Origin of the sequence: Cupriavidus sp. CuC1 (genome assembly GCF_044627735.1) — a bacterium.
GTDB lineage: Bacteria > Pseudomonadota > Gammaproteobacteria > Burkholderiales > Burkholderiaceae > Cupriavidus > Cupriavidus ulmosensis.
Genome location: NZ_JBIUHC010000033.1, coordinates 38553 through 64773, shown reverse-complemented (window position 1 = coordinate 64773; position 26221 = coordinate 38553). Strand labels below are relative to the sequence as shown.

The 26221-nt window shown below is 67.3% G+C and carries 24 protein-coding genes and 1 pseudogene; 13 read left to right on the top strand and 12 right to left on the bottom strand.

The features are described from left to right. Window positions 1-259 precede the first annotated feature (259 nt). Both ACGLHR_RS16540 and ACGLHR_RS16535 read right to left on the bottom strand, forming a co-directional pair. Window positions 260-1102, bottom strand: coding sequence for a fumarylacetoacetate hydrolase family protein (locus ACGLHR_RS16540; RefSeq protein WP_400095238.1), 843 nt, complete (start codon window positions 1100-1102; stop codon window positions 260-262). Beyond that, window positions 1099-1827: a GntR family transcriptional regulator gene (locus ACGLHR_RS16535; RefSeq protein WP_318231243.1), complete on the bottom strand. Its 729-nt coding sequence runs from the start codon at window positions 1825-1827 to the stop codon at window positions 1099-1101. The genes ACGLHR_RS16540 and ACGLHR_RS16535 overlap by 4 nt, the downstream gene beginning before the upstream one ends. A 182-nt stretch (window positions 1828-2009) precedes the next feature. Here ACGLHR_RS16535 and ACGLHR_RS16530 point away from each other — a divergent pair, with 182 nt between their 5' ends. The 6 genes from ACGLHR_RS16530 to ACGLHR_RS16505 all read left to right on the top strand — a co-directional run bounded on the left by ACGLHR_RS16530 (window position 2010) and on the right by ACGLHR_RS16505 (window position 8185). Further along, on the top strand, window positions 2010-3308 hold the full coding sequence (locus tag ACGLHR_RS16530) for an MFS transporter (protein WP_400095237.1): 1299 nt from the start codon (window positions 2010-2012) through the stop codon (window positions 3306-3308). Window positions 3309-3438: 130 nt separating this feature from the next. After that, on the top strand, window positions 3439-4659 hold the full coding sequence (locus ACGLHR_RS16525) for a serine hydrolase domain-containing protein (protein ID WP_400095236.1): 1221 nt from the start codon (window positions 3439-3441) through the stop codon (window positions 4657-4659). A 61-nt stretch (window positions 4660-4720) separates the two neighbouring features. Further along, entirely contained in the window at window positions 4721-5449 is a 729-nt protein-coding gene (locus ACGLHR_RS16520; protein WP_267604998.1) for an aspartate/glutamate racemase family protein, read from the top strand. Between the two features lie 13 nt (window positions 5450-5462). After that, window positions 5463-6878 carry a dihydropyrimidinase gene (gene hydA / locus ACGLHR_RS16515; protein ID WP_400095234.1) on the top strand — a complete coding sequence of 472 codons (1416 nt, stop codon included), beginning with the start codon at window positions 5463-5465 and terminating at the stop codon, window positions 6876-6878. Window positions 6879-6895: 17 nt separating this feature from the next. Continuing rightward, window positions 6896-7633, top strand: a complete 738-nt coding sequence (locus ACGLHR_RS16510; protein ID WP_400095233.1) for an aspartate/glutamate racemase family protein — start codon at window positions 6896-6898, stop codon at window positions 7631-7633. Between the two features lie 78 nt (window positions 7634-7711). Continuing rightward, a complete protein-coding gene (locus ACGLHR_RS16505; protein ID WP_318231248.1) occupies window positions 7712-8185 on the top strand; it encodes an isochorismatase family protein in 474 nt (157 codons plus the stop codon). A 7-nt stretch (window positions 8186-8192) separates the two neighbouring features. Here the strand turns inward: ACGLHR_RS16505 and ACGLHR_RS16500 are convergent, their stop codons facing one another. After that, the gene (locus ACGLHR_RS16500) at window positions 8193-9140 is read right to left on the bottom strand and encodes a sugar nucleotide-binding protein (protein ID WP_400095232.1); all 948 of its coding nucleotides are present in this window, start codon (window positions 9138-9140) and stop codon (window positions 8193-8195) included. Between the two features lie 141 nt (window positions 9141-9281). Here ACGLHR_RS16500 and ACGLHR_RS16495 point away from each other — a divergent pair, with 141 nt between their 5' ends. After that, window positions 9282-10175 (top strand): LysR family transcriptional regulator, encoded by an 894-nt coding sequence (locus tag ACGLHR_RS16495; RefSeq protein WP_400095230.1) that lies wholly within the window; start codon window positions 9282-9284, stop codon window positions 10173-10175. Between the two features lie 18 nt (window positions 10176-10193). Here the strand turns inward: ACGLHR_RS16495 and ACGLHR_RS16490 are convergent, their stop codons facing one another. Continuing rightward, entirely contained in the window at window positions 10194-11105 is a 912-nt protein-coding gene (locus tag ACGLHR_RS16490; protein WP_400095228.1) for a LysR family transcriptional regulator, read from the bottom strand. A gap of 135 nt (window positions 11106-11240) precedes the next feature. Between ACGLHR_RS16490 and gstA the strand changes: the two genes are divergently transcribed. After that, window positions 11241-11867, top strand: coding sequence for a glutathione transferase GstA (gene gstA / locus ACGLHR_RS16485; RefSeq protein ID WP_400095227.1), 627 nt, complete (start codon window positions 11241-11243; stop codon window positions 11865-11867). A gap of 66 nt (window positions 11868-11933) precedes the next feature. Here gstA and ACGLHR_RS16480 read toward each other — a convergent pair whose 3' ends face one another. Next, a complete protein-coding gene (locus ACGLHR_RS16480; protein WP_400095226.1) occupies window positions 11934-12875 on the bottom strand; it encodes a LysR family transcriptional regulator in 942 nt (313 codons plus the stop codon). A 198-nt stretch (window positions 12876-13073) separates the two neighbouring features. Between ACGLHR_RS16480 and ACGLHR_RS16475 the strand changes: the two genes are divergently transcribed. After that, window positions 13074-14345, top strand: coding sequence for an MFS transporter (locus ACGLHR_RS16475; RefSeq protein WP_400095225.1), 1272 nt, complete (start codon window positions 13074-13076; stop codon window positions 14343-14345). 4 nt (window positions 14346-14349) lie between these two features. On the opposite strand, the gene ACGLHR_RS16470 is transcribed toward ACGLHR_RS16475, so the two are convergent. The 3 genes from ACGLHR_RS16470 to ACGLHR_RS16460 form a co-directional block, all read right to left on the bottom strand. Next, window positions 14350-14997: a glutathione peroxidase gene (locus tag ACGLHR_RS16470; protein WP_400095223.1), complete on the bottom strand. Its 648-nt coding sequence runs from the start codon at window positions 14995-14997 to the stop codon at window positions 14350-14352. 66 nt (window positions 14998-15063) lie between these two features. After that, window positions 15064-16554, bottom strand: coding sequence for an MDR family MFS transporter (locus ACGLHR_RS16465; RefSeq protein ID WP_400095222.1), 1491 nt, complete (start codon window positions 16552-16554; stop codon window positions 15064-15066). 713 nt (window positions 16555-17267) lie between these two features. Further along, window positions 17268-17717: a CBS domain-containing protein gene (locus ACGLHR_RS16460; RefSeq protein ID WP_318231257.1), complete on the bottom strand. Its 450-nt coding sequence runs from the start codon at window positions 17715-17717 to the stop codon at window positions 17268-17270. A gap of 261 nt (window positions 17718-17978) precedes the next feature. Here ACGLHR_RS16460 and ACGLHR_RS16455 point away from each other — a divergent pair, with 261 nt between their 5' ends. Beyond that, window positions 17979-18626, top strand: coding sequence for a CDGSH iron-sulfur domain-containing protein (locus ACGLHR_RS16455; protein ID WP_318231258.1), 648 nt, complete (start codon window positions 17979-17981; stop codon window positions 18624-18626). Here the strand turns inward: ACGLHR_RS16455 and ACGLHR_RS16450 are convergent. Next, window positions 18601-19311, bottom strand: coding sequence for a TetR/AcrR family transcriptional regulator (locus ACGLHR_RS16450; protein ID WP_400095221.1), 711 nt, complete (start codon window positions 19309-19311; stop codon window positions 18601-18603). The genes ACGLHR_RS16455 and ACGLHR_RS16450 overlap by 26 nt on opposite strands. Before the next feature lie 51 nt (window positions 19312-19362). Between ACGLHR_RS16450 and ACGLHR_RS16445 the strand changes: the two genes are divergently transcribed. Beyond that, a complete protein-coding gene (locus tag ACGLHR_RS16445) occupies window positions 19363-20514 on the top strand; it encodes a DUF2855 family protein (RefSeq protein WP_400095219.1) in 1152 nt (383 codons plus the stop codon). 52 nt (window positions 20515-20566) lie between these two features. Here ACGLHR_RS16445 and ACGLHR_RS16440 read toward each other — a convergent pair whose 3' ends face one another. The 3 genes and pseudogenes from ACGLHR_RS16440 to ACGLHR_RS16430 form a co-directional block, all read right to left on the bottom strand. Continuing rightward, window positions 20567-21415, bottom strand: coding sequence for a PA4780 family RIO1-like protein kinase (locus ACGLHR_RS16440; protein WP_400095218.1), 849 nt, complete (start codon window positions 21413-21415; stop codon window positions 20567-20569). A gap of 64 nt (window positions 21416-21479) precedes the next feature. Further along, on the bottom strand, window positions 21480-22901 hold the full coding sequence (dbpA, locus tag ACGLHR_RS16435) for an ATP-dependent RNA helicase DbpA (RefSeq protein WP_400095216.1): 1422 nt from the start codon (window positions 22899-22901) through the stop codon (window positions 21480-21482). A gap of 6 nt (window positions 22902-22907) precedes the next feature. Further along, a pseudogene (locus tag ACGLHR_RS16430) lies at window positions 22908-23390 on the bottom strand (MFS transporter); the annotation flags it as partial. 90 nt (window positions 23391-23480) lie between these two features. Between ACGLHR_RS16430 and ACGLHR_RS16425 the strand changes: the two are divergent. Continuing rightward, window positions 23481-25082 (top strand): GMC family oxidoreductase, encoded by a 1602-nt coding sequence (locus ACGLHR_RS16425; protein ID WP_400095214.1) that lies wholly within the window; start codon window positions 23481-23483, stop codon window positions 25080-25082. Window positions 25083-25220: 138 nt separating this feature from the next. After that, window positions 25221-26192 carry a helix-turn-helix domain-containing protein gene (locus tag ACGLHR_RS16420; RefSeq protein ID WP_400095213.1) on the top strand — a complete coding sequence of 324 codons (972 nt, stop codon included), beginning with the start codon at window positions 25221-25223 and terminating at the stop codon, window positions 26190-26192. The last annotated feature ends 29 nt before the right edge of the window (window positions 26193-26221 follow it).

Sequence of the window (26221 nt, the reverse complement as noted above, 5' to 3'; positions counted from 1 at the left end):
TTTCACGCTGGGCGCAGAGCGCAAACGGTTTAACCCTTTGTAGCGAAATCAGGGGAACAACTGTTGCGAACGGGGGACGATCCCGCGCTCAAAGGGATAGTGGGGAGATTTGCAGGCGTGCGGTGCAGGTGTGCGGTGCCGGTGTCGACAGCGGTACAAGCGACAGGCAAAAAGCCGGATCTGCGTTGTCGTGCTCCCCTCTCCCCCTGAGGGGAGAGGGTGAGACAGCCGTCGTCATGGCGCGTGGTTTTGGCCCAGCCTACGCGTACGCCACCACCGTCTGGCCCTGCTCGCCCAGGCCGTCGATGCCCAGGCGCATGGTGTCGCCCGCCTTGAGGAAGCGCGGCGGCTTGAAGCCCATGCCCACGCCCGGCGGCGTGCCGGTGCAGATCAGGTCGCCGGGGTGCAGCGTCATGAAGCGGCTGACGTAGCTCACCAGCGTGGCCACGTCGAACACCATGGTGGCGGTGCTGCCCTTTTGCACGCGCTCGCCGTTGACCTCCAGCCAGAGCCCCAGCGCTTGCGGGTCGGCCACTTCGTCGCGCGTGACCAGCCACGGGCCGACCGGGCAGAAGGTGTCGCAGCCCTTGCCCTTGTCCCAGGTGCCGCCGCGCTCGATCTGGAATTCGCGCTCGGAGACGTCGTTCACCACGCAGTAGCCGGCCACATGCGAGAGCGCATCGGCGAGCGGGACGTCGCGCGCGACCTTGCCGATCACCACGCCCAGCTCCACTTCCCAGTCGGTCTTCTCGGAGCCGCGCGGCAGCATCACCGTGTCGTTGGGCCCGTTGAGCGAGCTGTTGGCTTTGAGGAAGACGATGGGCTCGGCCGGCAACGCCATGCCGGCCTCGGCGGCGTGGTCGGCGTAGTTCAGGCCGATCGCCACGATCTTGCCGATGCCGGTCCAGGGCACGCCGTAGCGCTCTGCCTGCACCACCGGCAGCGTGGCCGGGTCCAGCTTGGCCAGGCGCGCCAGCGCCTCGGCGGACAGCTCCCGCGGCCCGAGGCCGTCGAGCACGCCGGACAGGTCGCGCACGCGGCCTTCGGCATCGATCAGACCCGGGCGTTCCGCGCCCGGCTTACCCACACGTACTAGTTTCATCGTTTCCCCTTGGCTTCGGTGGCGATGCGGCCGGCGGGCTCGGAAAGGGTCCGCGCGACCACGGTCAGGACTTCTTTTGCAGTGTTCTCGGAATGCTGGCGCAGCACCTGCGCCAGCCGCAGGCGGCCCGGTTCGCGCAGCGCGGCCATGATGGCCTCGTGTTCCTCGTGCGACTCCTGCCAGCGCAGCATATCCGCATTGGCGGCGCCGCGCGCGCGGTGGACCTTGCTCATCAACGTGGCGTAGATGCCGGCCAGCACCGGATTGGCGGCGCCGTCGATGATCAGCTGGTGGATTTCCTGGTTGGTGCGGAAGTACTCGGTGCGCCGCCCGGCGGCGTGGGCCTCCAGCATGGCCTGGTGCTTGCGCTCGAGCCGCGCCATGGCCGCCTCGGACAGGCGCGCCGCAGCGAGTTCGCCGGCCGTGGCTTCAAGCCCGTGCAGGGTCTCGAAGGTGGAGCGCAGCTCATCGAAGTCGAGCGGCGCCACGCGGTAGCCGATGTACTGCCGATGCAGCACCAGGCCTTCGGACACCAGCACCTTGAGCGCCTCGCGCAGCGGCGTCTTGGAGACATCGAACATCTCGCAGAAGGCACGCTCGTCGATGCGCGCGCCGGGGGGCAGTTCGCCCTCTTCGATCATGGTGCGCAGCCGGGCGGCGATTTCGGCCGACATGCCGAGGGTGCGCAGGCGGGTGGATTTAGGAAGCGTTTGAGTCACAGACATCACCGGGATGGGGAACATGCACCACAAGAAGGCTAACACATCCCAAAATTGTGCGTTTGCTTAACAATAAAATCAATGACTTACGACAGTTGTAATTACAGATTACGTATCCTATACTCCGTCCCAGTTGCGCGACACACAACACAAACCGCTCTACCATTCCCCCAAAGGAGACAAGCGTCATGCAAACGACAAGCCGGGCTGCAGCGCTAACGGAGACGAAGAGCTCCGTACGCTGGAAGATTTTCCTGATGATGTTGTTCCTCATCGCCATCAACTACATCGACCGGGCCTCGCTCTCGGTAGCGATGCCGCTGATCGCCAAGGAGTTCGACCTCAGCCCCACCATGCAGGGGCTGATCCTAAGCTCCTTCTTCTGGACCTACGCGGTCATGCAGATTCCCGGCGGCATGCTGGCGGACAAGTACAAGCCGCGCATCGTGATCGCCACCGCCACCATCTTCTGGGGCGCCTTCCAGGCCCTGGCGGCGGTGTGCACCAGCGCCGGCGCCCTGCTGCTGACCCGGCTCGGGCTGGGCGCGGCTGAAGCGCCGATCTACCCGGCCGGCGGCAAGCTCAACGCGATCTGGATGACGCAGAACGAACGCGGCCGCGGCGCCACCCTGCTGGATGGCGGCGCGCCGCTGGGCGCGGCGCTCGGCGCCATCATCATCACCTGGCTGATCACCGCGCTGGGCTCCTGGCGCCTGGCCTTCGTGGTCGCCGGCGTGGGCACCGTGCTGGCTGGCCTGGCAGCGTGGTACTACGTGCGCAACTCCCCGCGCGAGCACCGTGGCGTCAATGAGTTGGAAGCCAGCTATATCGAAGCCGCGCAAGCCACCGAGCATCGCGCCGAGCCGGCCAACCTGTCGGGCCGCTCGCTCGACTTCCTCAAGTACCGCTCCGTGTGGTGCATGGCGATCGGCTGGATGTGCTTCAACAGCGTGTTCTACGGCCTGCTGACGTGGATGCCCAACTACCTGAACAAGGTGCACGGCTTCGACATCAAGCAGATGGGCGGCGCCAGCTTCATCATCTTCTTCTCCGGCTTCGTCGGTGAACTGGTCGGCGGCTGGATCGCGGACAAGTGGAAGGCGGCGGGCGGCAGGCCCAACCTGGTGATGCGCACGCTGTTTGGCATCGCCGCCGTGGTGGCTACCGTGTCGATCTTCTCGGTGGCCTATGTGAAGGATCCGGTAGTCGTGGTGGTCCTGCTCTCCTGCACGCTGTTCTTCCTGCGCTGGTGCGGCCTGTTCTGGTGCATCCCGTCCATCCTCGGCACCCGCAACAAGGTGGGCGTGCTGGGTGGCATCATGAACCTGGGCGGCAATATCGGCGGCATCACCGTGCCCATCATCGTCGGCATGATCGTGCAGTTCACCGGCTCGTACTTCCTGGCGCTGATGTTCTTTGCCGCCGCCGGCGTGGGCCTGCTGCTGTCCTCGACCGCGATCGACTACGAGAAGAAGCTGCCGGTCTGAGCCCGGCGCGATCTCCACGACCCGTTCCACCCCAAGCCCGCGCCGCGCCGGCACCTACCGGCAGCGCCGCGGCATGAACCGCTCCCGTCCTGGCAGCGCACCCCGCGCCGGGCGGTGGAGGAGACACCTCATGAAAACAAGTCAACGCAAGCTGGCGCGCGCCGCCACGCTGGCCGCCCTGCTGCTGCTCAGCAACGCCCACGCACAAAACGCCGCGCCGCCGGCCGCAGCGCAAACCGCCACGCAGTCCGCCGACCTGCCCACGGCGCAGCCCGAAGCCGTCGGCGTCGATTCGCGCAAGCTCATCGAGCTATCCCAGTGGATCCGCCGCGACCAGCTCGACGTGCGCAGCCTGCTCGTCATCAAGGACGGCAAGCTGGTGTTCGAGCGCTATGGCGACGAACTCGGCCGCGACTACAACCACGAGCTGTACTCGGTCACCAAGTTCATCAGCGCGCTGCTGGTCGGCACGCTGGTGGGCGACAGCAAGCTCACCCCGCAGGACAAGCCCGCCCCGCTGCTGGCCGCGGCGCGCCCGGACCTGGCGCCGGCGCTGGCCGACAAGCAGGACATCGAGCTGCGCCACCTGATGTCGATGTCCAGCGGCCTGTCCTACAAGCTGGTGGAAGGCACCGATACGCTCTACTACGGCGTGCCCGACCGCCTGAAGGTTGCCGCCTCCGCCGCGGTGCGCACCAAGGCCGGCACGGAGTTTGATTACATCGACGTCAACCCCGTCCTGGTGGGCGCCACCATCACGCAGGTCAGCGGCCAGCCCGAGCAACGCTATGCCGAGGCGCGCCTGTTCAAGCCGCTCGGCATGTCGCACTACCGCTGGGACGGCGCCGACGGCAAGGGTGCGGTCTCGGGCGGCTGGGGCTTGCGGCTGCGCTCCATCGACATGGCCAAGCTCGGCCTGCTGATGCTCAACCAGGGCAAATGGCAAGGCCAGCAGATCGTGCCCGCTGACTGGGTGGCGCGCATGACCACGCCCGCCGGTCCGGCCGCCGACTATGGCTACTACTGCTGGGTCAACAACATCGTGAAGAGCGAGCGCGAGTTCAGCGCGATGGGCTTCAAGGGCCAGTTCATCACCGTGCTGCCGCAGCAAAACACCGTGGTGGTGATGAACAGCATCATGTCCACCGCCGGCGGCCTGCGCGACGCGGCTTACCTGGATCTCTACCGCAAGATGGTCAACGACTACGTGCTGCCTGCCCTGCAAGCCGGCAACAAGGTCAGGCCGGACGCAGCGCGGCAAGCGGCGCTGCAGAAAGAGCTGGCGCTGGCCCGCGCCAGCCACGGCAAGCCCGGCACCGCCCTCGCCTTCAACGACAAGCCCGAACAATAACGAGCATGGCCCGGGCGTCGCATCGCATCGGGCCACGCCATCTCCTGAGAGCTTTATTCCCATGACCAAACGCACCCTCCTCGGCATGCTCACGCCGTCTTCCAACACCGCGCTGGAGCCCATCACCAGCGCCATGGTGAGCGGCCTGCCAAACGTCAGCGCGCATTTCTCGCGCTTCACCGTCACCGAGATCTCGCTGCGCGACCAGGCGCTGGGCCAGTTCGATCTCGACAAGATCATCGGCGCGGCCAAGCTGCTGGCCGACGCGCGCGTGGACGTGATCGCGTGGAACGGCACCTCGTCCGGCTGGCTCGGCTTCGAGAAGGACCAGGCGCTGTGCCGCCAGATCACCGAAGCCACCGGCATTCCCGCCACCACCTCGGTGCTGGCGCTGAACGAAATCCTGGAGAAGACCGGCGCGGGCGACTTCGCCTTGGTGACGCCTTACCTGGACGACGTGCAGCAACGCATCGTGCAGAACTACAAGCGCAACGGCTTTAGCTGCACGGCCGAGCGTCACCTGGACCTGCACGTGAACTACAGCTTCGCCGACGTGGAAGAAGACACCATCCGCCGCATGGTGCGCGAAGTGGCGCAGCACAAGCCGTCAGCCATCACCACGTTCTGCACCAACCTGCGCGCCGCGCACCTGGTGCAAGAACTGGAAGCCGAGACCGGCATCCCCGTCTACGACACCATCTCCACCGTGGTGTGGAAATCGCTGCGCCTGGCCGGGGTGGACACGCGCGCGCTGCGCGGCTGGGGCCGCCTGTTTGCCGAAGTGGAATGAAGGAGCAGGGCGCATGAACACCGAACTCGATCTCGTCATCCGCAACGCCGAAGTGGTCACCGCCTCCGACCGCTTCACCTGCGATATCGGCGTGCGCGACGGCCGCATCGCCATGCTGGGCCACGACCTGCCGCGCGCCGCGCGCGAGCTGGATGCCACCGGCCTGCTGGCGCTGCCGGGCGGCGTGGATGGCCATGTCCACCTGGACCAACCCATGCCCGACGGCATGCGCATGGCGGATGATTTCTTCACCGGCACGCGCGCGGCGGTGTGCGGCGGCACCACCACGGTGATCCCGTTCGCGGCGCAGGAAAAGGGCGGCTCGCTCAAGGCAGCGGTGGCGGACTACCATCGCCGCGCCGAAGGCCGCGCGGTGGCGGACTACGGGTTCCACCTGATCGTGGCGGATCCTACGCCGGAAGTCCTGCAGAACGAATTGCCCGAGTTGATTCGCAAGGGCTACACCTCGTTCAAGGTCTACATGACCTACGACGACCTGAAGCTGTCCGACCGCGAGATGCTGGACGTGCTCGACGTGGCCAAGCGCAACGACGCGCTGGTGATGGTGCATGCCGAGAACGCGGACTGCATTTCCTGGCTCACCGAGAAGCTGGTCGGGGAAGGACGCATCTCGCCGCGTTTCCACGGCATGGCGCGCCCGGCGCTGGTGGAACGCGAAGCCACGCACCGCGCGATCACGTTCGCCGAGCTGGTCGATGTGCCGATCCTGATCGTGCATGTTTCCGGCAAGGAAGCGATCGAGCAGATTCGCTGGGCACAGGGCAGGGGACTACCGATCCTGGCGGAGACTTGCCCGCAGTACCTGTACCTGACCGCCGAGGATATGGGGTTGCCTGGCGATGATGGCTATGAGGGCGCCAAGTGCGTCTGCAGCCCGCCGCCGCGCGATCCCGAGAACCAGGCGGCGGTCTGGCGTGCGCTGACCAATGGCGTGTTCAGCGTGTTTTCCTCGGACCATGCGCCGTTCAACTATGACGATCCGCAAGGCAAGAAGCTGGGCGGCACGGCTCAGCCGTTCGACCACATTCCCAATGGCGTGCCCGGCATCGAGACGCGCCTGCCGCTGCTGTTCAACGGCATCGCGCAAGGCCGGCTTTCGCTGCATCAGTTTGTCGAGCTGACTTCGTACCGGCCGGCGCGGCTGTATGGCTTGTATCCGCGCAAGGGAACGATTGCCGTGGGCGCCGATGCGGATATCGCGTTGTGGGATCCTCAGCGCAAGGTGCGGATCGCCAATAGCGACCTGCATCATGCGGTGGACTACACGCCCTATGAAGGCATCGAAGTCACCGGCTGGCCGGTGCATTGCTTCTCGCGCGGGGAGTTGCTGGTGGAGGATGGGAAGTATCTGGAGCCGGCGCCGGGGCGGGGAAGGTTCTTGCCGGCGGGGGCGCCTTCGCTGGTTTGATTTTTGCGGACACGATCATGCGTATTCTTGTTGTTAATCCCAATATTTCCGAGAGCGTTACCGAGCTGATTCGCGCGGAGGCCGCGCGTACCGCTTCGCCTGGCACTTCGCTGACGATGGCTACGGCGCAGTTCGGCGTGGCTTATATCGAGACGCGGTTCGAGGCGCTGGTGGGCGGCTATGCGACGGCTTGCGTGGCCGCTGAGCATCAGGGGCAGTTCGACGGCCTGGTGGTAGCGGCATTTGGCGATCCGGGCCTGGCGGGCTTGAAGGAACTCTTCAACGTGCCGGTGGTAGGCATGACGGAAGCGGCGCTGGCCAGCGCGTGCCTGCTTGGGCAGCGCTTCTCCATCATTGCGATTTCGCACCGGATCGAGGCCTGGTACCGCGAGTGCGTGGCGGCCAACGGGCTGACCTCGCGGCTGGCCAGCGTGCGTTCGTTGCAGCAGCCGTTGCGCGATATCGGCAGCGTGCAGGAGGATCACGCGGCACGGCTGGAGGAGCTAAGCCTGAAGGCGGTGCGCGAGGATGGCGCGGATGTGATCATCGTGGCCGGCGCGCCGCTGGCCGGGCTGGCGCGTACGCTCAAGGACCGGATTCCGGTGCCGGTGGTGGATGGCGTGTCGAGCGCGATCCGGCATTGCGAGAGCCTGGTTGCGCTGGCGCCCGCAGGCGCGGCGGAGGGCAGCTTTGCGCGGCCGCCGCGCAAGCCGAATCGCGGGTTGCCGCCTACGCTGGGGGCGATGCTGGACTAATGCGCGCTGTCGGGCGCGGGCTCCGTCTCCTATAATCTCCCGGCCAAGCATTCCGATGCGACCGCCGGAGAGAATACCTTGCGACAAGCCTTGTTGATCGTCGATGTCCAGCCCACGTTCTCGCCGCCGCAATGGCTGATCGATGGCCTGCTGCCACTGATCGGCCAGATGCCTTCGGTGGCGACCGTGGAACACCATGACGAATCGCGCACGCCATTCATGCGCCAGCTCGGCTGGGCACCCGGCACCGGCGACCAGTCCCTGATTCCGGCGGATCGCGTGTTCGTGAAGCATGGCTATCTTCCGTCCGCCGACGCGATTGCGTATCTGCGCGAGCTGGCGCCGGAACGTGTCCTTGTTGCCGGCATCCAGACCGAGACCTGCGTGCTGGCTGCGGGCTTCGCGCTGTTTGATGCGGGCCTGCAGCCTACGCTGATCTCCGACCTCACCGTCGGGTCTTCTCTCGATCCTTCCGGTGCGCTGGGCGCGAAGCTGTGGCGGCATCATTTCGGCAGCGTGGTGACACGCGCCGACCTCATTGCGCAAGCCTAGCCCGCGCTCAGGCCGCCACCCGCAAACCCAGTTCGCCCAGGCTTGCGCGCAGCGCTTGCTTGAGCGGCGTGCGCGGCAGCTCGCCCACCAAGGCTGCCAACGCCGTGCCATCGAGCGCGTGCGGCACCTTCCACAAGTAAGCCATCTCGGCCAGCTCGCGCCACATCGGCACCACCGCTGCGCCGGTGCGGATCAGCCACCACGGCATGCCACCCACGCGCGGTGCGTGCGCCATGCCGCTGGCTTCGGCCAGCGCGCTCACCAGTTCATCGCCCGTTAGCGTATATCCCGCGAAATGCAGCACGGTGTGTCCCCGCAGATCCGCGTGGCGCCGTGCCACCGCCTCGAAGGCCTGCGCCAGGTCGGGCAGGTAGGCCCAGGCATGCGCGCGGTCGCGCGGGCCGGGATAGACCACCTTGCCTTGATCGAGCGACCTGGCGATCGCCAGGTCCATCCATGCGCCGCGGCCCGGGCCGCCGAAGAAGTCGCCGGCGCGGATGATCACGCTGCGCAGCCCGGGCGCGCGCTCGCGCATGGCGGCCTCGATGGCGCGGCGGATCTCGCCCTTGCGCGCGCTGGGCCGCTCGGCGGTGTCGGGGCGCAGCAGCGCAGGCATCGACTCGCCGAAGTTGTAGACGTTGCCGGGAAAGAGCAGCAGGGCGTCCAGCGCCTGCGCCACCGCCATCGCGCTGCGCGCCAGCGCTTCGGCGTGCTGCTCCCACTCGGTATAGACCGGGTTGAGCGCGTTCACCACCACGCTGGCGCCGCGCGCCGCGGCGAGCAGTTGCGCGGTGTCGGCCACGTCGATGGCCAGGCCGCGCACATTTTGCGGCACCGTGCCGGCCAGCGCACGGCGTGCCTGCGCCAGCACGGTCCAGCCGGCGGCGGCAAAGGCGTCCACCAAGGTGCGGCCGAGCCGGCCGTTGGCGCCGAGTATCAATACGGTGTCGCGCATCACGTTCTCCTGCATCGCGTTCCCCTTGTGGCATCGCCTGAAGACCATTGTGGACAATCCTTCGCTCCTCCACAATTGCATGATCTGGCAACTCACGAATTCATTTTTGAATAGTCAGCCAGGCAAGGAGCGATAGAGAGAATGGCCGAAGAATTCGACTGGGCGCTGATGCGCTCCTTCCTGGCCGTGATGGAGGCCGGCAGCCTGCTGGGCGCGGCGCGCCAGCTTTCCAGCAGCCAGCCCACGCTTGGGCGCCACGTGGCGCAACTGGAGGCGCAGCTCGGCGTGCCGCTGTTCGAGCGCACCGGCCACGGCCTGCAGCCCACCGATGCCGCGCGCGCCATCGCCGGGCACGCGCGTGCCATGCAGCAAGGGGCCGATGCGGTAGCGCGCACGCTGGCGCGCGACCAGGCGGGCATTGCGGGGACGGTGCGCATCTCCGCCAGCCGCGCGGTGGCGAGCTACCTGCTGCCGCCGCTGCTGGCGGACCTGCGCCTGCACGAGCCGCAAATCGCCATCGAAGTGGTGTCGTCCAACGCCGTCAGCAACCTGCTGCGGCGCGAGGCCGATATCGCCATCCGCATGGTGCGGCCGACGCAGGCCTCGCTGATCGCGCGCAAGGTGGCGTCCGTGGCGCTATGCGCCTGCGCCCACGAGGACTACCTGCGGCGCAAGGGCGTGCCGCGCACGGCGCAAGACCTGTTGCGCTTTGACCTGATCGGCTATGACCACGACGACACGATCCTGCGCGGCTTTCGCGCCATGGGCGTGGAGGTCGCCCGCGAGGCGTTTACGGTGCGCAGCGATGACGATATCGTGCTGTGGCAGTCGATCCGCGCCGGCCTGGGCGTGGGCTTTGCGGCGCGCTATATCGCCGCCGGCGATGCGCGCGTGCGCACCGTGCTGCCGGCGCTGTCCATTCCGCCGCTGCCGGTCTGGCTCACCGTGCACAGGGAAATCCGCGGCAGCGCGCGCATCCGCGCGGTCTACGATTTTTTGGCCAGCGCCATTCCCGCCGCGCTGGCAGCGCCGTGAGCATACGTTCTCACCGCCCTACTCATCCAGCCTGACATGCTCCGCCAGATGACTGACCACGGTGGCGATGCGCCGCAAATGCCGGGACTCGGGATGCGTCAGCAGCCACAGGTCGGTGTCGCACTCGTCCAGCGTGCCGGTGAGCGCCACCAGCTTGCCGCTGCGCCGCCCGATCATCAGCGAGACAATGCCGGCGCCGAGCCCTGCCTCGACGCCTTCCAGCACGCCGGCGATGCTGTTGACGCGGTACTGCGGCGCCACGCGCGGCAGGTGCTTGCGGCGCCAGCGCACTGACGGGTGATCGGGCATGGCCTCGTCCGGCGCGATCCAGGGCAGGGCCGCTAGCGCGGCAAGGTCGACGCAGCCGCCGGGCTTGGGCAGCGCGATGCCCGCCGCCGCCACCAGCTCCCGCGCCGCGAACACCGCCACGCGCAGGGGGCCGAGGCACTTGCCGATCAGGTGGTCGGGCGGATGCCGCGTGGCGCGCACGGCGATGTCGGCGTCGCGCCGGGTCAGGCTGACCAGCTCATTGGTGGCGATCAGCTCGAAGCTCAGCCCGGGATGCTGGCGCCCGAGCGGCGCCAGCGCCGGCAGCACCATGCCATGCAGCACGGTATCGGTCGTGGTGATGCGCACCAGCCCCGACACCGTGCCCGCGGATACCGAAGCATGCGCGCGCGCCGCCTCCAGCTCGGCCTCGATGCGTTCGGCATGCTGCGCGAACTGCTGTGCGAGTTCGGTCGGCAGGTAGCCCGCGCGGCTGCGCTCGAACAAGCGCCGCCCCAGCCCTTTCTCGATGCGCTGCAGCGCGCGGAACACGGTGGAGGCATCGAGCCCGAGCCGGCGCCCGGCTTCGGCCAGCGTGGCGCCGCGCACCAGTGCCAGCACCACGTCGAGATCGGGGGAAGAGAGTTGGTAGGGGATATTCATTGCAGATTTGCAGTCATGACTTGCGCCAGCGCGCATTGCGATTGCACTGTCGCAATCCTAGACTGCCTGCACGGCCACCACAAGCCGTGGCGGCAAACCCCGAAACTCCGAACCCAAAACAGCGAGAACAACCCGATGAAGCTCTACTACTCCCCTGGCGCTTGCTCCCTGGCCGTCCATATCGCATTGCGCGAAGCCGGCCTGCCATTCACGCTCGCCAAGGTCGACCTGGCACAGCACAAGCTGGCCGAGCCGGAACACGGCAACGATGACTTCTACAAGCTGAGCCCGCGCGGCTATGTGCCGCTGCTGCAACTGGACGATGGCGCGCGCCATACCGAAGCCGCGTCGCTGCTGCAATACGTGGCGGACCTCGCCCCGGGCAAGGCGCTGCTGCCGGTGGCCGGCACCCGGGAACGCCTGGAAGCGGTGGGCTGGCTGACGCTGGTCTCAACCGAGCTGCACAAGGTCTTCAGCCCGTGGCTTTGGCACAAGGAAACCGCGGAAAGCACGCGCGAGGATTGCAAGGCCAAGGTGGCCCTGCGCTTCGCCGAACTGGACCGGCACCTGGCCTCCCGCGATTACCTGTGCGGCAAGCAGTTCACCGTGGCCGACGCCTACTGCTTCGCTGTGGCCAACTGGGCCAATTTCCTGAACATGCCTCTCAACCCTTACCCCGCGCTGCAGGCCTACCTGTCGCGCGTGGCCGCGCGGCCCAAGGTGCACGAAGCGCTGGTGGCCGAAGGGCTGGCGCGCGATTGATCGGCGAAAGTAGTGATGGCGGCGCCCCGGCGGCTTGACGCCGGTCAAGCCGCGATCGAATCGTGCTCAGTCGTGCCCAGATGCGACAGGTGCCGCGAGGCCTGACGGGATCGCCGTCGAGGCGATTTCTTCGCGCAGCGCGTTGAACAGCAACTCGAGCGGCGCACCCAGCCTGCGCGGCAGCGGCGCGTGCAGCAGCCAGGCGGTGAGCCCCGCACGAAAATCCCGCACCGGCACCACCTGCACCGCATCGCGGTGCGCGCTGCCCGCCAGCACTTCCGGCGTGACCGCGCCGATGCCGATGCCCCGCGCCACCAGCGACAACTGCAACTCAGCGCCGAAGGCCTCCACGGCCACGTTGAACGGCAGGTGCGCGGCATCGAGCGCGTGGCGCAGCGCCGAGCGCATGCCGCAGCCGTCCTGGTTGAGCACCCAAGGGTACGCCGCCAGGTCGCGCAGGCTCACGCCCTTGGGCGGGAACGCCAGCCCGCGCCCGGCCACTATCAGCGTGGTGTAGCGGCCCAGCTCGCGCGCGGTGAGCGCGGCCGGCGGCGCCACGCCATCGGGCAGCAGCACGGCAGCTACATCGACCTTGCCGCTTTCCGCTTGATCGAGCAAACCCGGCGTCCAGCCTGCCCGCACGCGCACGGTCAGCGTGGGGAACTGCTCGCGCAGCAGGTCGATGGGGCGGTCCAGCGCCATCTCGGACAGGAACGGCGGCACGTCTAGGCGCAACTCGCCCACCACCTGCGCGCCGCGCGCCGCGCGCGACATCAGGTCGTCGGTGGCGTGCAGCACGCGCTTGCCAAGCTCGTAGACCTCCTGCCCGGCGGCGGTCGGGCGCAGCGGCTTGGCCTGGCGGTCCAGCAAGGCCACGCCGATGAGCGCTTCCAGGCTTTGCACGTGGCGGGTCAGGCCGGGCTGGGTCAGGTGCAGGCGGGTGGCGGCGCGCACCATCGAGCCGGCTTCCACTACGGCGATAAAGGCTTCGATGTCGCGGGTGTTCATGGCGGGTTCTTTTAGTTCTTTGGTTCTTTATCAGGCAGGCTGAGCGGGCAGCCGCGAATGATGCAAACAAACTCGCATAAAGATTATCCCAATCTTTCAATTGCCGCATAGACAGCGCAATCCTAGCATTGGCGACTCAACCTTGCCCGCCGGCGCGGCAACGTGATGCCCCGCCGGCCCGGCGCAACAGGAGCCCACATGTCTTGCCCCGCTTCCACCCTGAACACGGCGCCGCCGGGCATCGCGCCCGGCACGCCCGAGCTGACCGGCGCGCTGACGCTGTTCTTCGCCGCCGCCGTCGGTGTGATGGTGATCAACCTGTTCGCCGCCCAGCCCCTGACCGGGCCCGTCAGCGCCGCGCTTGGCCTGCCGCCCGCCTGGCGCGGGCTGGTGGCGACGCTGCCGCAGCTTGGCTATGCCACTGGCTTGCTGTTGCTGGTGCCGCTGGCCGACCTGCTGGAGAACCGCCGACTGGTGGCCGGCACGCTGCTGATGTGCGCGGCCATGCTCGCGCTGGCGGCGATGGCGTGGTCGGGCGCGGTGTTCTTCCTGGCGGTATTTGCCGCCGGCGCGGGCTCCTGCGCCATCCAGATGCTGGTGCCGCAGGCCGCGCTGATGGCGCCGCCTGCGCGGCGCGGGCGTGCGGTGGGCAATGTGATGAGCGGACTGATGCTGGGCATCCTGCTGTCACGCCCGCTGGCCAGCCTGCTGGCCGGCGCGGGCGGATGGCGTGCCTGCTACGCCATGCTGGCGGGGCTCGATGCCTTGCTGGCAGCCGTGCTGCTGCGCTGGCTGCCAAGCCGCAGGCCGGCCAGCGGCCATCGCTACGCCAGCCTGATTGCCTCGATGTGGCAGTTGCTGCGCAGCCAGCCAGTGCTGCGCCAGCACGCACTGACCGCGGCGCTGTTGATGGCGGCCTTCAGCGCGTTCTGGACCGCAGTGGCCCTGCGGCTGGCGCAGCCGCCGTTTGCGCTAGGCAGCCATGGCTTGGCGCTGTTCGCGCTGGCCGGCGCGGCAGGCGCGGTGGCGGCGCCGGTGGCCGGCCGCCTGGGCGATCATGGCCATGGCCGGGCCGGCACGGTGGTGTCGCAGCTGGCCGTACTGGCCGCGTTGCTGCTGGCGGGGGCGGCGGCCGGTGGCTGGTTCGGCTTCGCGGTCGAGGCGCACCGGGCGCTGGCGCTTGGCCTGCTGGTGGTGGCCGCCATCGTGCTGGACGCTGGCGTCACCGCCGACCAGACCTTTGGCCGGCGCGAGATCAACCTGCTGGACGCGGCCGCGCGCGGCCGGCTCAACGGCTTGTTCGTGGGGATCTTCTTTGTGGGCGGCGCTTTGGGCGCGCTGGCGGGTGGCGCCGCCTGGGCGGTTGGCGGCTGGCAGGCGGTGTGCCTGGCCGGGATCGCCTTTGCCGCGCTCAACCTGGTGGCGCACGGCTTCATGATGCGAAGCCGTACGGCGGGGATTGTCGCTTAGCGGCTTAGCGTGCGCCGTCCAGCAGTTGCTCGATCTTGCTGACGAACTGCTTGTCGTCGGGCTTGGTCATGCTGTTATAGCTGCCCACCACCTGGCCGTTGCGGTCGATCACGTACTTGTAGAAATTCCACTTGGGCGTGGTGCCGGACTGCTTGGCCAGCAGCGCATACATGGGATTGGCATCGCTGCCGCGCACATGCGACTTGCCCAGCATGGGGAATTTCACGCCGTAGGTGTTGTAGCAAAAGTCCGCGATCTCCTTGGAAGACCCGGGCTCCTGCGAGAAGTCGTTCGAGGGGAAGCCCAGCACCACCAGCCCGCGTTCGCGGTACTTGGCGTACAGCGCCTCCAGCCCTTCGTACTGCGGGGTAAAGCCGCAATAGCTGGCGGTATTGACCACCACCACGACCTTGCCGGCGTACTGGCAGAGGTTTTGCGGCGCTTCGTCCTGCAGGCGGGGGAACTTGAAGTTGAGCGAAGCCGGGCAGGCGCCGGCCGGCTTGGCGGCCGCGGCTACTGTCGCTGCGGGGGCATCGGCGGCTTGCGCAAGACGCGGGGTGGCGACGACAGCGGCGGCAGCGGCCAGGACCAACGCACCCGACAAGGCGATGCGTTGCAAGGCGCGTGAGCGCTGTTCGGGAAGGCTGCGCATGAAGGAAACTCCGGAAATGGTCTGTCCGTAGTTTACGCCGTTGGCTAGATGGATGCGGGGAGGCGCTTACTCCATCGCCAGCGTCGCCGCGTGCTCGGTCACGCTGCTGCGCAGCTCCACGTCGGGCATGCGGCGCACGATCGCCAGCGCCAGCAAGGCCGCGACGGCGCCCACGGCAAAGATCAGCCGGAAGCCCGACTCCACGCCGCCCGTCAGCACGTCCCGCACCGCGGGAGAGAGATGGGCCAGCGCCTCGCTGCCGTGGCGCAGCGCGCCCAGGTCCAGCGCCTGCTTCACGCCGGAAGCATGCAGGGCATTGCGGAACTCCAGCGTCAGCAAGGTGCCGGCCAGCGCGCCGCCAAAGGCGCTGCCGAGCGAGCGCAGCACCAGCAGCGCGCCGGTGCCGGCGCCGGTATCGCGGGGCTCCAGCACGTTCTGCACGGTCATCAAGGTGCCGACCATGGTCATGCCCAGCCCCACGCCGGCCACCATCATTGCCAGCAGCACCAGCGCCAGCGGCGTGGACGGCGCAACCGCCACCAGCGCCGCCAGGCCCAGCGCCGCCGCAATGAAGCCGCCGGTCAGGATGCCGCGCATCCGCCCCAGGCGCGGCGCCAGCCCGGCCACGATAAAGTTGCCCGCCACCGTGGAAAGCAGGAACGGCACCACCAGCAAGCCGGATTCCGACGCATCTGCGCCGCGCACCAGCTGGAAATGCAGCGGCAGCGCGAAGATGCACAAGAAGATATTCAGCGCCGCCATCGCGGACGCCGCCACGCCCAGCACATAGGCGCGGTTGCGGAACAGCCGCGGCGGCAGCATCGGGTCGCCCGCGCGGCGCTCCTGCCAGACCAGCGCGGCCACCGCCACCAAGGCCAGCAGCGCCAGGCCAGCGATTTCCGGCGAGATCCAATCATAGACATCGCCCCCCCAGCTCATCGCCAACAGGAACGCCACGATGGAGACGGTCAGCAGCAACGCGCCGCCCCAGTCCACCCGCGCCGAGCCGCCACGCACCTGCAACTGGCTCAGCCCGCGATGGCACATGAACATGGCCAGCAGCCCCAGCGGCACATTGATCCAGAACAGCCAGCGCCACGACAGGTGATCCGAGGTCCAGCCGCCCACCAGCGGGCCGGCAATGGAAGCCACCGCCCACACGGTCGCCAGGTAACCCTGGTAACGGCCACGCTGGCGAGGCGCCACCACATCCGCGATCGCGGCCTGCGCCAGCGCCATCAAGCCGCCACCGCCAATGCCTTGCAGCGCACGGAACAGGATCAGCTGCTCCAGCGTAGCCGCCATCGCGCACGCCACCGAAGCCAGGATGAACAGCCCGATCGCCAGCATCAACAGCCGGCGCCGCCCATAGGTATCCGACAACTTGCCGTACAAGGGCGTGGAAACGGTGGAAGTGATCAGGTAAGCCGTCACGATCCACGACAAATGGCCAAAGCCGTTCAGGTCATTGGCAATCGCCGGCACCGCCGGAATCACCACGGTCTGGTCCAGCGCGGCCAGCAAGATGCAAAGGATGATCCCGCCGATCACTCGCATGATGGCCTGGTGGCTCAGGGCAGGGGTGGCAACAGCGGACGAAGCAGAAGCAGAAGCAGAAGCGGAGGAAGACATCGGAGGCAGCAGGGCGCGTAGTCATGAGCAACCAACGTTGCGCCCAACCACCAACAAACCACCTCGTTTGTCAGGCTACATCGGGGAACATGGCCACAAAATTAAAATCAACCGATTGGACGCGTACCCAGTACTGCGCAATTCGAGAACTGCCACGAGATGGCAGAAGCCGCCGGCACGGCCCGGGCGGGCCTAATTCAGTGAACGCATAATTATATGCGGATACCAAATATGGAGTGCGGCGCCAAGTTGGTTTGTGATGCGGCGCAGACGCGCCTTTTGCCCGAACGTGCGTACTTCTGCCCAGTACGAGCAGCCATCTGCCAGCAAGCCGACACGAAGCGAAAAAACGGAATCTTGTGTTTTTTTGTTGCAGGCAGGAACGCGAGCGTACCCAATACAGCGGGGCCAGGTGGAGTGGGCCCCGAGGGGCCACCCGTCACACGAGGCGAAGCGAAGCGAACCGTGAAGGTGTGCCAAGGAGGTTGGGGCGCTTTTTTTGCCTACTTCTCTGGCAAGACAAAAACGATGAAATGAACGCGCCCCGCAGGGGGTGGTGACTTCAAGCTTTTGACTCTAAGCCCTTGATCCGGAATTTGAATCAGTTGCCATCAATCAGCAATCCCCGGGCAAGGAGATCAGACCTTGGCATGAGGCGTCCCGCTGATGTAATGCTCCAACTGTTCAATAATGAACTTCTGCTCGGAAATAATATCCTTGACCAGGTCCCCAATCGACAACATCCCCACCAGGGTGTCCCCGTCCATCACCGGCAAGTGCCTCAACCGATGCTGCGTCATCAACGCCATGCACTCATCGGTACTCTGATCCCCCCGCACATAAATCACCGCCGACGTCATGATGTCGCGAACAAAGGTCTCCCGGGAAGTCCGCTGCATCAGGATCACCTTCCGCGCATAATCCCGCTCGCTCAAAATACCAACGATATCGCCGCGCTCGATCACCAATAGCGCGCCAATGCCTTTCTCCGCCATCAGTTGCAGCGCAGCATAAACGGTGGCACCAGGGGGAATGCTGTAGATAGCCTGGGTCGGTTTGGACTCAAGAACCTGCCGTGCAGTTTTCATCACCCACTCCTTGTTCGATCCCAACGGATTGCAACACGACCCGCGCGCACTGGCGGGAGCGCCTGGCAGGGCACCTGCGCACCGCGCCGCTGCCAATAGCTTTCAGATTAGCACCACGCGCGCATGCCTTACAGGGTGACGCACACGAATCTTTGTAAAAAGACAAAGCCGCTGAAAAGCACTGCGCAAACGCGCCGGCAAGCGCTATAAAGGGAAGGGAGCGCGCCGCCCGGCGCGCCGCACTGCGCAGGAGGGCCAGCCATGGCCACCGAGTCCGTTGCCGGCAAGCGCGTCATCGTGCTCTTCGACGACAGCCGTTGCATCCATTCGCGCCACTGCGTGCTGGACCGCCCGGACGTGTTCGAGCCCGGGGTACAGGGCGAGTGGATCCACCCCGACAACGCCACCGCCGAGGAAATCGCGGAGATTGCGCACAACTGTCCATCGGGCGCCATCTCCTACCAGAACATCGACGGCTCCCCCGGCGAGGCGGCGCCCCTGGTCAATGTGGTACGCGTGCTCGAGAACGGCCCGCTGGCGCTGCGCGCCGCCATCACCATCGATGGCCAGCCCGCAGGCTTTCGCCTGACACTGTGCCGCTGCGGCGCTTCGCGCAACAAGCCCCTGTGCGACAGCAGCCACGCCAGCACGGGTTTCGTCGCCAGCGGCGAGGCCGCCACCGTGGCATCGGAACCCCTGGCGCAGCGCGACGGGCCCCTCGATATCCATCCCATCCCCAACGGACCGCTGCGCGTCAAAGGCAATCTTGAAGTGATCAGCGGCACCGGCAGGACCATCACCCGGATGACCGAGGCCTGGTTTTGCCGCTGCGGCCAGTCGGGCAACAAGCCGTTCTGCGACGGCACGCACAAGAAGGTGGGGTTCAGGAGCGATCCGCAGGATCCGTAGGATCCAAAGACAACGGCGCCGCGCCCAGCGCCAGCAGGCAGAGCCGCTCCATCTGCGCCACCCATGCCGCCCGCGAGGGTTCGGCAGCCTGCAGCAGCAGGCGATACCGGCGCGCGCCCCAGACCGCCTCCAGCAGGCTTCGCACCGCGGCGGTGTCCGGCGCGCCCGGCAGATCCGGGCACGCCGCCAGCGCGCGCTGCCAGGCCGCGTACAACTCATCGAACACACGGCGATGATGCTTGGTCTCAGCGATGCGCGCTTCCAGCATGAGCATCTCGTGTTCGAAACCCTCCAGCGTGGCATCGTCGGCGCCGCAGGTCAGCCGTACCAGGCGCTGGACGCGCGTGCGCCAGTCCAGCCCGGGCGCGAGCGCCACCTCGGCCTCGATGCGCGCCAGCAGCAGCTCGATGGTGTGGCGCACATAGCCGGAGAGCAGCGCCTCCTTGTTGGGGAAGTATTCGTACAAGGTGCCCACGGAGCAGCCGGCCTCCAGCGCCACAGCCCGCGTGGTCACGCCGTCCCAGCCGCGCGCCCGCCATATCCGAACAAAAGCCTCGTAAATGGCGTCCACGGTAAAGCGCGCGCGCTGCTGCGACGGGCGTTTCAGCGGCCTGGCAGGCGCCCGCGCGGGCTCGGCCGCGGCACCCGCGTTTCCGAACCCGGCGGCCGGCTTGCGGCGATACATTGGTGGCATCGACCTCGACGGTGAAAAAAAGGACAGAAGATGGGACAGACGATGGATCAGACGAAGCACAGCAACCACGGCGCTCACAACGATAGCGCCGAACAAGCGCTCACGGTCACCCGCCTGCTGACACGCAAGCATGCCCTAAACGAAAGCCGGCTGGAAGCGCGCCAGGAACGCACCGACGCCGCCCCGGGCGAAGTCCTGCTCAAGCTCGACCGCTTCGCGCTCACCACCAACAACATCACCTACGCCGCCTTTGGCGACGCCATGAACTACTGGCAGTTCTTTCCCACCGGGCAACAGGAATGGGGCCATATGCCGGTGTGGGGCTTTGCCGATGTGGTGGACTCCAAGGTGCCCGGCGTGGCGGCAGGCGAGCGCTTCTACGGCTACTTTCCCATCGCCAGCCATATCCGCATGCAGCCCGAGCGCGTGACCGAGCGCGGCTTCTACGATGCCCTCGAGCACCGCCGGGCCATGACCTCCGCCTACAACCAGTACTCCCGCGTGACCCATGACGCCGCCTACGCGCCCGCGCTGGAGAACTACCAGATGCTGTACCGGCCGCTGTTCATCACGTCATACATGCTGGCCGACTTCCTCGAGGACAACCGCTTTTTCAGCGCCACGCGGCTGGTGGTGTCCAGCGCCTCCAGCAAGACCGCCTATGGCACCGCCTTCTGCCTGCGCGACATCCCCGGCATCTCGCTGGCCGCCATCACCTCGGAGCGCAACCGCGCCTTTGTCGAAGGCCTTGGCTGCTACGAGGAAGTGGTCAGCTACGACGGGCTGGAAACGCTCGCCACCGACGTGCCCACGCTCTACGTGGACTTCTCCGGCGACGAAGCGCTGCGCGCACGCGTGCACCATCACTTTGGCAGCGCGCTGGTGTACGACTGCTTTGCCGGCTCGGCGCAGAACACGAGCTTTTTGCGCGACACCGGCCTGCCCGGGCCTAAGCCCGAGTTCTATTTCGCGCCGGTGCAGATCCGCAAGCGCAACGCCGACTGGGGGCCCGAAGGCGTGAACCAGCGCTTCAACGCCGCGCAGCGCGCATTTATCGATTACGTGAAGGAGCCGGCGAACGGCTGGCTGACGCTGATCGAAGAGCAGGGCTTCGGCGCGGCGCAGGAGAGGATTGCGAGCCTGGTGGCAGGTGGGAGCGAGCCGAAGGCGGGGTATGTCGTACGGCTCGGTTGAAGCTGGCGACCGGATGACCATGCCCGGATGCCCGGATGACCGGACGATCCGGTCACTCCGCGCTTTGCAGGTAGCGCTGGCGCGCCTCTTCCTCCAGGCGCACGTCTTCCACCTCCGCCAGCACGGCTTCCACATCCACCGGGGTGTCGTCCACGGCAACCTGGCCGGTCAGCTTCACGCCGGGATGCAGCAAGCCGGCCTGGTACAGCGCCCAGATTTCCTTGCCGTACTGCGTACCGTTAAGCGCCGGCTCAAACTGGCCGAAGTAGAACGCGAGGTTATCCACATCGCGCTCCAGCATGCCGCTGGCTTCGCTGTTGCCGGCGGCATCCACCGCCTGCGGCAGGTCGATGATGACCGGACCGTCGGCATCCACCAGGATGTTGAATTCGGACAGGTCGCCGTGCACCACGCCGGCACACAGCATCAGGATCACCTGCTCGATCAGCGCGTCGTGGAATGCCACCGCCTGCTCCGGGCTCAGCGCCACGTCGTTCAGGCGCGGGGCGGCATTGCCCTCGGCATCCACCACCAGCTCCATCAGCAGCACGCCCTCGAAGCACAGATGCGGCGTGGGCACCCGCACGCCCGCGGCGGCAAGGCGGTACAACGCATCCACCTCCGCGTTGTGCCAGGCCTCTTCCGCCACCTTGCGCCCGTAGCGCGTGCCCTTTTCCATGGCGCGCGCCTGCCGGCTGTTCTTGACCTTGCGCCCTTCCTGGTAGGTCGAGGCCTGGCGGAAGCTGCGTTGCGCGGCATCCTTGTAGACCTTGGCGCAACGGATCTCGCCACCGCAGCGCACAACGTAGACCGTGGCTTCCTTGCCGCTCATCAGCTGGCGCAGCACTTCATCGACCAGGCCGTCTTCTACCAGCGGCTGCAGCCGCTTCGGCGTTTTCATCGGCACAGGCCAGGCAAGCCCGGCAGGCGCAGCCCGCGCGGGTACAACAGCGTCGCGGCCACCGTTATTCCGTCAGCATGCGCACTTTCACGCGCTTGCCCTTCACCGTTCCGTCGTTCAGCTTGCGCATTGCCTCGCGGCCGATGGAGCGCTCGACCGCCACGTAGGTGGACATGTCCATCACGTTGATCTTGCCGATCTGGTGCTTGGCGTAGCCCGCGTCGCCGGTCAGCGCGCCGAGGACATCGCCCGGGCGCATCTTTTCCTTGCGCCCGCCAAGGATCTGCAGCGTGACCATGGGGGGCAGCAGGCGCTCGTTGCTGGCGGGCGTCAGGTCGGCCAGGGGCTGCCATTCCATCTCGGCGCCCATGGCCTGCTCGATATTGCCCACGCGGCCCATCTCGTTCATGCTCGCCAGGCTAAGCGCCCAGCCGTCCTCGTCCGCGCGGCCGGTGCGGCCGATGCGGTGGACGTAGACCTCGGGGTCCGGCGTGACGTCGACGTTGATCACCGCTTCGAGCTGGGCGATGTCCAGCCCGCGGGCGGCCACGTCGGTGGCAACCAGCACCGAGCAGCTGCGGTTGGCGAACTGCACCAGCACCTGGTCGCGCTCGCGCTGGTCCAGCTCGCCGTGCAGCGCCAGGGCTTCGAAGCCTTGCGCGCGCAGCAGGTCGACCAGGTCGCGGCAACGCGCCTTGGTGTTGCAGAAGGCCAGCGAGCTGACCGGGCGGAAATGATTCAGCAGCAGGCCCACGGCGTTCAGGCGGTCGCTGTCGTCCACCTCGAAGAAACGCTGGCGGATCTTGCTGTCATCGTGCTGCTCTTCCAGCTTGACCTCGCGCGGCTTGCGCAGGAACTGCTGGCTGAGCTTGGCGATGCCTTCCGGATAGGTGGCCGAGAACAGCAGCGTCTGGCGTTCCTTGGGGCAGTGGCTCGCCACATAGACGATGTCGTCGAAGAAGCCCATGTCGAGCATGCGGTCGGCTTCGTCCAGCACCAGCGTGTTGAGCGCCTCCAGGTTCAGCGTGCCGCGCTCCAGGTGATCCATGATGCGGCCGGGCGTGCCCACGGCGATATGTGCGCCATGCGCCAGGCTGTCGGCCTGGGGACGCATCGGCGAGCCGCCGCACAGCGTCAGGATCTTGATGTTTTCTTCCGCGCGCGCCAGGCGGCGGATTTCCTGCGTGACCTGCTCGGCCAGCTCGCGCGTGGGGCACAGCACCAGCGCCTGCACGTCGAAACGGCGCGCATCCAGCCGGTTGAGCAACGCCAGCGCGAAGGCGGCGGTCTTGCCGCTGCCGGTCTTGGCCTGCGCGATCAGGTCCTGGCCGGCCAGCGCGATCGGCAGGCTGGCCGCCTGGATCGGGGTCATGGTCTGGTAGCCGAGCTGCTCCAGCGTCGCCAGCGTGGCAGGCGAAAGAGGCAGTTTGGAGAAAGAGGCGCCGGCAGCGGCGGGCGCTGCGGATTGGGTAGGGCTTGAGGTCATGCCGGATTATAACGGGCTGGGGATGTCAACACCGATATCCGGTGCCCTGGTGCGCGCGGGCGCGGTTTCCACCAGCCCGAGCGACAGCACGCCGGCCGCGAGCGCGCCGATGGCCGACATCCACATCGCCACCGGCAGCCCGAAGCGATCCGCCGCAAAGCCGGCCACGGTCGGCGAAACGAAGCCGCCCACCAGTTCTCCCACGCCCATGATCAACCCTAGCGCGGTGGCCATGGCACCGCGCGAAACGGTCTCGGCCGGGATGGTCGCCATGAACAGCGTGAAGCATCCCAGGCCGGTGTAGCTGAGCAGCACCGCCGCGCCCAGCGCCACTGGCGAATCGACGTAGATAAACGCCAACGGGCAAAGCGCTGCCAGCAGGGAGAAGCCCACCATGGCTGGACGCCGCCCGACGCGGTCCGAGATCGCGGGTACGGCGAATCCCCACACCACCCAGGCCACGCCAAGGCAGCTCATCACCGCGCTCATGGTGCCACCGATGCCCGCCTGTGAGCGAACGGAAACGGAAACGAAAACGAAAGCGAAAACGGAAGGCGACCAGGAACGAGGAGACAATCCATGCAAAGGCACCGTGGCGAGGACGAGGCATTCGACTATGTGGTGGTCGGCGGCGGCTCGGCGGGCTGCGTCGTGACATACCGCCTGGCGGCGGCCGGATACAGCGTGCTCCTGCTCGAAGCCGGACCCGCCGACGACAGCCGCTTCGTGCGGATGCCGGCAACGTTCGTCCGGGTCATCGGTACCGAGCGCACCTGGCTCTACGAGACCGAGCCGCAGGCCGCGGCGGCCGGGCGGACCATGCATGTGCCGCAGGGGCGCACGCTCGGCGGCGGCAGCTCGGTCAACGCCATGATCTACATCTGGGGCGCAGCGGCCGACTATGACGACTGGCGCGACGCCGGCTGCGACGGCTGGGGCTGGGATGACGTGCTGCCGGTGTTTCGCCGGGCAGAACGCAACGAACGCCTTGCCGGCGACCAACACGGCACCGATGGCATGCTGCCGGTCAGCGACACACGCTACCGCCATCCGCTCAGCCTGGCCTTCGTCAAGGCAGCCCAGGAAATGGGCATCCCCTACAACCACGACTTCAACGGCAACCGCCAACACGGCGTGGGCTTCTACCAGACCACCACGCTCGACGGCCAGCGCGGCAGCACTGCCTCGACCTACCTGGCGGCGGCGCGCAGGTATCCGGGGCATCCCGTGGCCACGGGATGCCACGTCACCCGCATCCTGTTCGAGAACGGCGCGGCCGCGGGCGTGGCCTACCGCCGCCCGGACGGCACGCAGGCCACGGCCAGCGCCCGCCTCGAAGTCGTCCTGGCCGCCGGCGCGCTGGCCAGCCCCAAGCTGCTGATGCTATCCGGCATCGGGCCGGCCGCCCACCTCAGCTCGCTCGGCATTGACATCACCCACGATGCGCCCGATGTCGGCCAGCATTTCCAGGATCACCTCGAAGTCTCCGTCTACGGCCGCGCGCGCGAGCCCATCAGCATGCTCGGCAACGACCGCGGCCTGAAGGCGCTGAGGCATGAGCTTGCGTATTCGCTGTTCAGGACGGGGCTGCTGACCTCCAACGTGGTCGAAAGCGGCGGCTTCTTCGATACCAGCGGCAGCGGCCGGGCCGACGTGCAGTTCCACGTACTGCCAGTGCTGGTGGGTGATGTGGGCCGCGAGCCCCTGCCGGGGCATGGCATCTCGGTCAACCCGAGCTTCCTCCGACCGCGCTCGCGCGGCGCCATCCGCCTGCGCGACGCGGACCCGGCCTCGCCGATCCGCTTCGATGCGGGCTACCTGAGCCACGAGGACGATGTTGCCACCCTGGTTCGCGGCGTGCGGCTCGCGCGCACCATCCTGCGCATGCCATCGCTGGCGAGGGTGGTCGAGGGCGAACTGCTGCCGGGCGCGGATACCGAGCTGCCGCAAGCCGAGCTGGAGAACTACGTGCGCGAGCGCGCCAAGACCGTGTACCACCCTAGCGGCACCTGCCGCATGGGAAGCGACCATCGCGCCGTGGTCGATCCGCAACTGCGCGTGCGTGGCCTGCGGCGCCTGCGGGTGTGCGATGCCTCGGTGATGCCGAAGCTGGTCTCGGGCAACACCAACGCCCCCACTGTCATGATCGCCGAACGCTGCGCGGACTTCATGCTCGGCTGAGATGCCTGGCCGAGCGTATGCACGGCATCCGGGATTTCCTCAAGCTGGCGCGGCGCGCGACTTCTCTATACTGCGTGGACGGCCAAGGCGCAGAAGAATGACGCCAGCCGGCCGGCCGGCCGGAAGAAGGAGACACCCGTGCCAACTCAACGCCCTCCCCCGTTTTTGCAGATCTCGACCGATGCCGTCCCGCCCAGCCAGCGGCTGGACTACTGGGAGGCCTACAACGCCTCCGTGCTGGTCGGCCTGAAATGCTCCTCGTTCGCCGAAGGCGGGCTGCGCGCGACGCAAAGCAATGTCGATCTCGGCGTGGTCCGGCTGGCCGAGATCCGCGGCAACGAGCACGTGATCGAACGCACGCCGCATCTGGCGCGCATGCACCCGAAGGATTCGGTGTTCGCCTCGCTGGTGCTGGAGAGCAGCGCCTTCTTCTACCAGGGCAAGGCCTGCGAGCAGGTCGAGCCCGGCGAGCTGCTCGTCTATGACACCCGCCACGCCTACCTGTTCGGCTTCACCGGCAATATGCGCCTGTTGCTGCTCGACATGCCGAGCGCCTGGTTCCACACGCATTGCGTGCGGGACACGCCGGCACGTCCGGTCAAGATCCACGCCGGCACCGGCTCGGGCCGCGTGCTAAGCGTCGCCCTGCGCAAGCTGCTGGCCGGGGTCATGCGTCGCCCCGCCGCCGCCGACGCGGCGAGCGTGCCGGAGGAAGCCTGCGAATTGCTGCGCGCCATGCTGCTCGACCAGATCGGCGGTGCACGCGTAAGCGCCTTGCGTGCCTCGCACATGCTGGTGGCGCGCAGCTTCATCGACGACCATCTGCACGATGCCGCGCTGTGCGCAGAGCAAGTGGCGCAAGCCGCGGGCGTATCGCTGCGCCACCTCAACCGCCTCTTTGCCGCCGACGGACTCACCGTTTCCCAGGTCATCCTGGAGCGTCGGCTGGAACGCGCTGCCACCGACCTGCGTGCCCCCGCGCTGCGGCGCTACAGCGTGGCGGAGATCGCCTATCGCCGCGGCTTCGCCAGTCAGGCCCATTTCGCGCGCGTGTTCCGCGCGCGCTTTGCCATGACCCCAACGCAGATGCGCAGCGCCAGCGTGGCCTGAGCCGGGCCGCGCGTGGCTTGGCCGCGCAC

Bases quoted from the DNA above. Each gene is read 5' to 3' on its own strand.
- ACGLHR_RS16540 (WP_400095238.1), bottom strand. From the start codon at position 1,102: ATGAAACTAGTACGTGTGGGTAAGCCGGGCGCGGAACGCCCGGGTCTG.
- ACGLHR_RS16535 (WP_318231243.1), bottom strand. From the start codon at position 1,827: ATGTCTGTGACTCAAACGCTTCCTAAATCCACCCGCCTGCGCACCCTC.
- ACGLHR_RS16530 (WP_400095237.1), top strand. From the start codon at position 2,010: ATGCAAACGACAAGCCGGGCTGCAGCGCTAACGGAGACGAAGAGCTCC.
- ACGLHR_RS16525 (WP_400095236.1), top strand. From the start codon at position 3,439: ATGAAAACAAGTCAACGCAAGCTGGCGCGCGCCGCCACGCTGGCCGCC.
- ACGLHR_RS16520 (WP_267604998.1), top strand. From the start codon at position 4,721: ATGACCAAACGCACCCTCCTCGGCATGCTCACGCCGTCTTCCAACACC.
- hydA (WP_400095234.1), top strand. From the start codon at position 5,463: ATGAACACCGAACTCGATCTCGTCATCCGCAACGCCGAAGTGGTCACC.
- ACGLHR_RS16510 (WP_400095233.1), top strand. From the start codon at position 6,896: ATGCGTATTCTTGTTGTTAATCCCAATATTTCCGAGAGCGTTACCGAG.
- ACGLHR_RS16500 (WP_400095232.1), bottom strand. From the start codon at position 9,140: ATGCGCGACACCGTATTGATACTCGGCGCCAACGGCCGGCTCGGCCGC.
- ACGLHR_RS16495 (WP_400095230.1), top strand. From the start codon at position 9,282: ATGGCCGAAGAATTCGACTGGGCGCTGATGCGCTCCTTCCTGGCCGTG.
- ACGLHR_RS16490 (WP_400095228.1), bottom strand. From the start codon at position 11,105: ATGAATATCCCCTACCAACTCTCTTCCCCCGATCTCGACGTGGTGCTG.
- gstA (WP_400095227.1), top strand. From the start codon at position 11,241: ATGAAGCTCTACTACTCCCCTGGCGCTTGCTCCCTGGCCGTCCATATC.
- ACGLHR_RS16480 (WP_400095226.1), bottom strand. From the start codon at position 12,875: ATGAACACCCGCGACATCGAAGCCTTTATCGCCGTAGTGGAAGCCGGC.
- ACGLHR_RS16475 (WP_400095225.1), top strand. From the start codon at position 13,074: ATGTCTTGCCCCGCTTCCACCCTGAACACGGCGCCGCCGGGCATCGCG.
- ACGLHR_RS16470 (WP_400095223.1), bottom strand. From the start codon at position 14,997: ATGCGCAGCCTTCCCGAACAGCGCTCACGCGCCTTGCAACGCATCGCC.
- ACGLHR_RS16465 (WP_400095222.1), bottom strand. From the start codon at position 16,554: ATGCGAGTGATCGGCGGGATCATCCTTTGCATCTTGCTGGCCGCGCTG.
- ACGLHR_RS16460 (WP_318231257.1), bottom strand. From the start codon at position 17,717: ATGAAAACTGCACGGCAGGTTCTTGAGTCCAAACCGACCCAGGCTATC.
- ACGLHR_RS16455 (WP_318231258.1), top strand. From the start codon at position 17,979: ATGGCCACCGAGTCCGTTGCCGGCAAGCGCGTCATCGTGCTCTTCGAC.
- ACGLHR_RS16450 (WP_400095221.1), bottom strand. From the start codon at position 19,311: ATGTATCGCCGCAAGCCGGCCGCCGGGTTCGGAAACGCGGGTGCCGCG.
- ACGLHR_RS16445 (WP_400095219.1), top strand. From the start codon at position 19,363: ATGGATCAGACGAAGCACAGCAACCACGGCGCTCACAACGATAGCGCC.
- ACGLHR_RS16440 (WP_400095218.1), bottom strand. From the start codon at position 21,415: ATGAAAACGCCGAAGCGGCTGCAGCCGCTGGTAGAAGACGGCCTGGTC.
- dbpA (WP_400095216.1), bottom strand. From the start codon at position 22,901: ATGACCTCAAGCCCTACCCAATCCGCAGCGCCCGCCGCTGCCGGCGCC.
- ACGLHR_RS16425 (WP_400095214.1), top strand. From the start codon at position 23,481: ATGCAAAGGCACCGTGGCGAGGACGAGGCATTCGACTATGTGGTGGTC.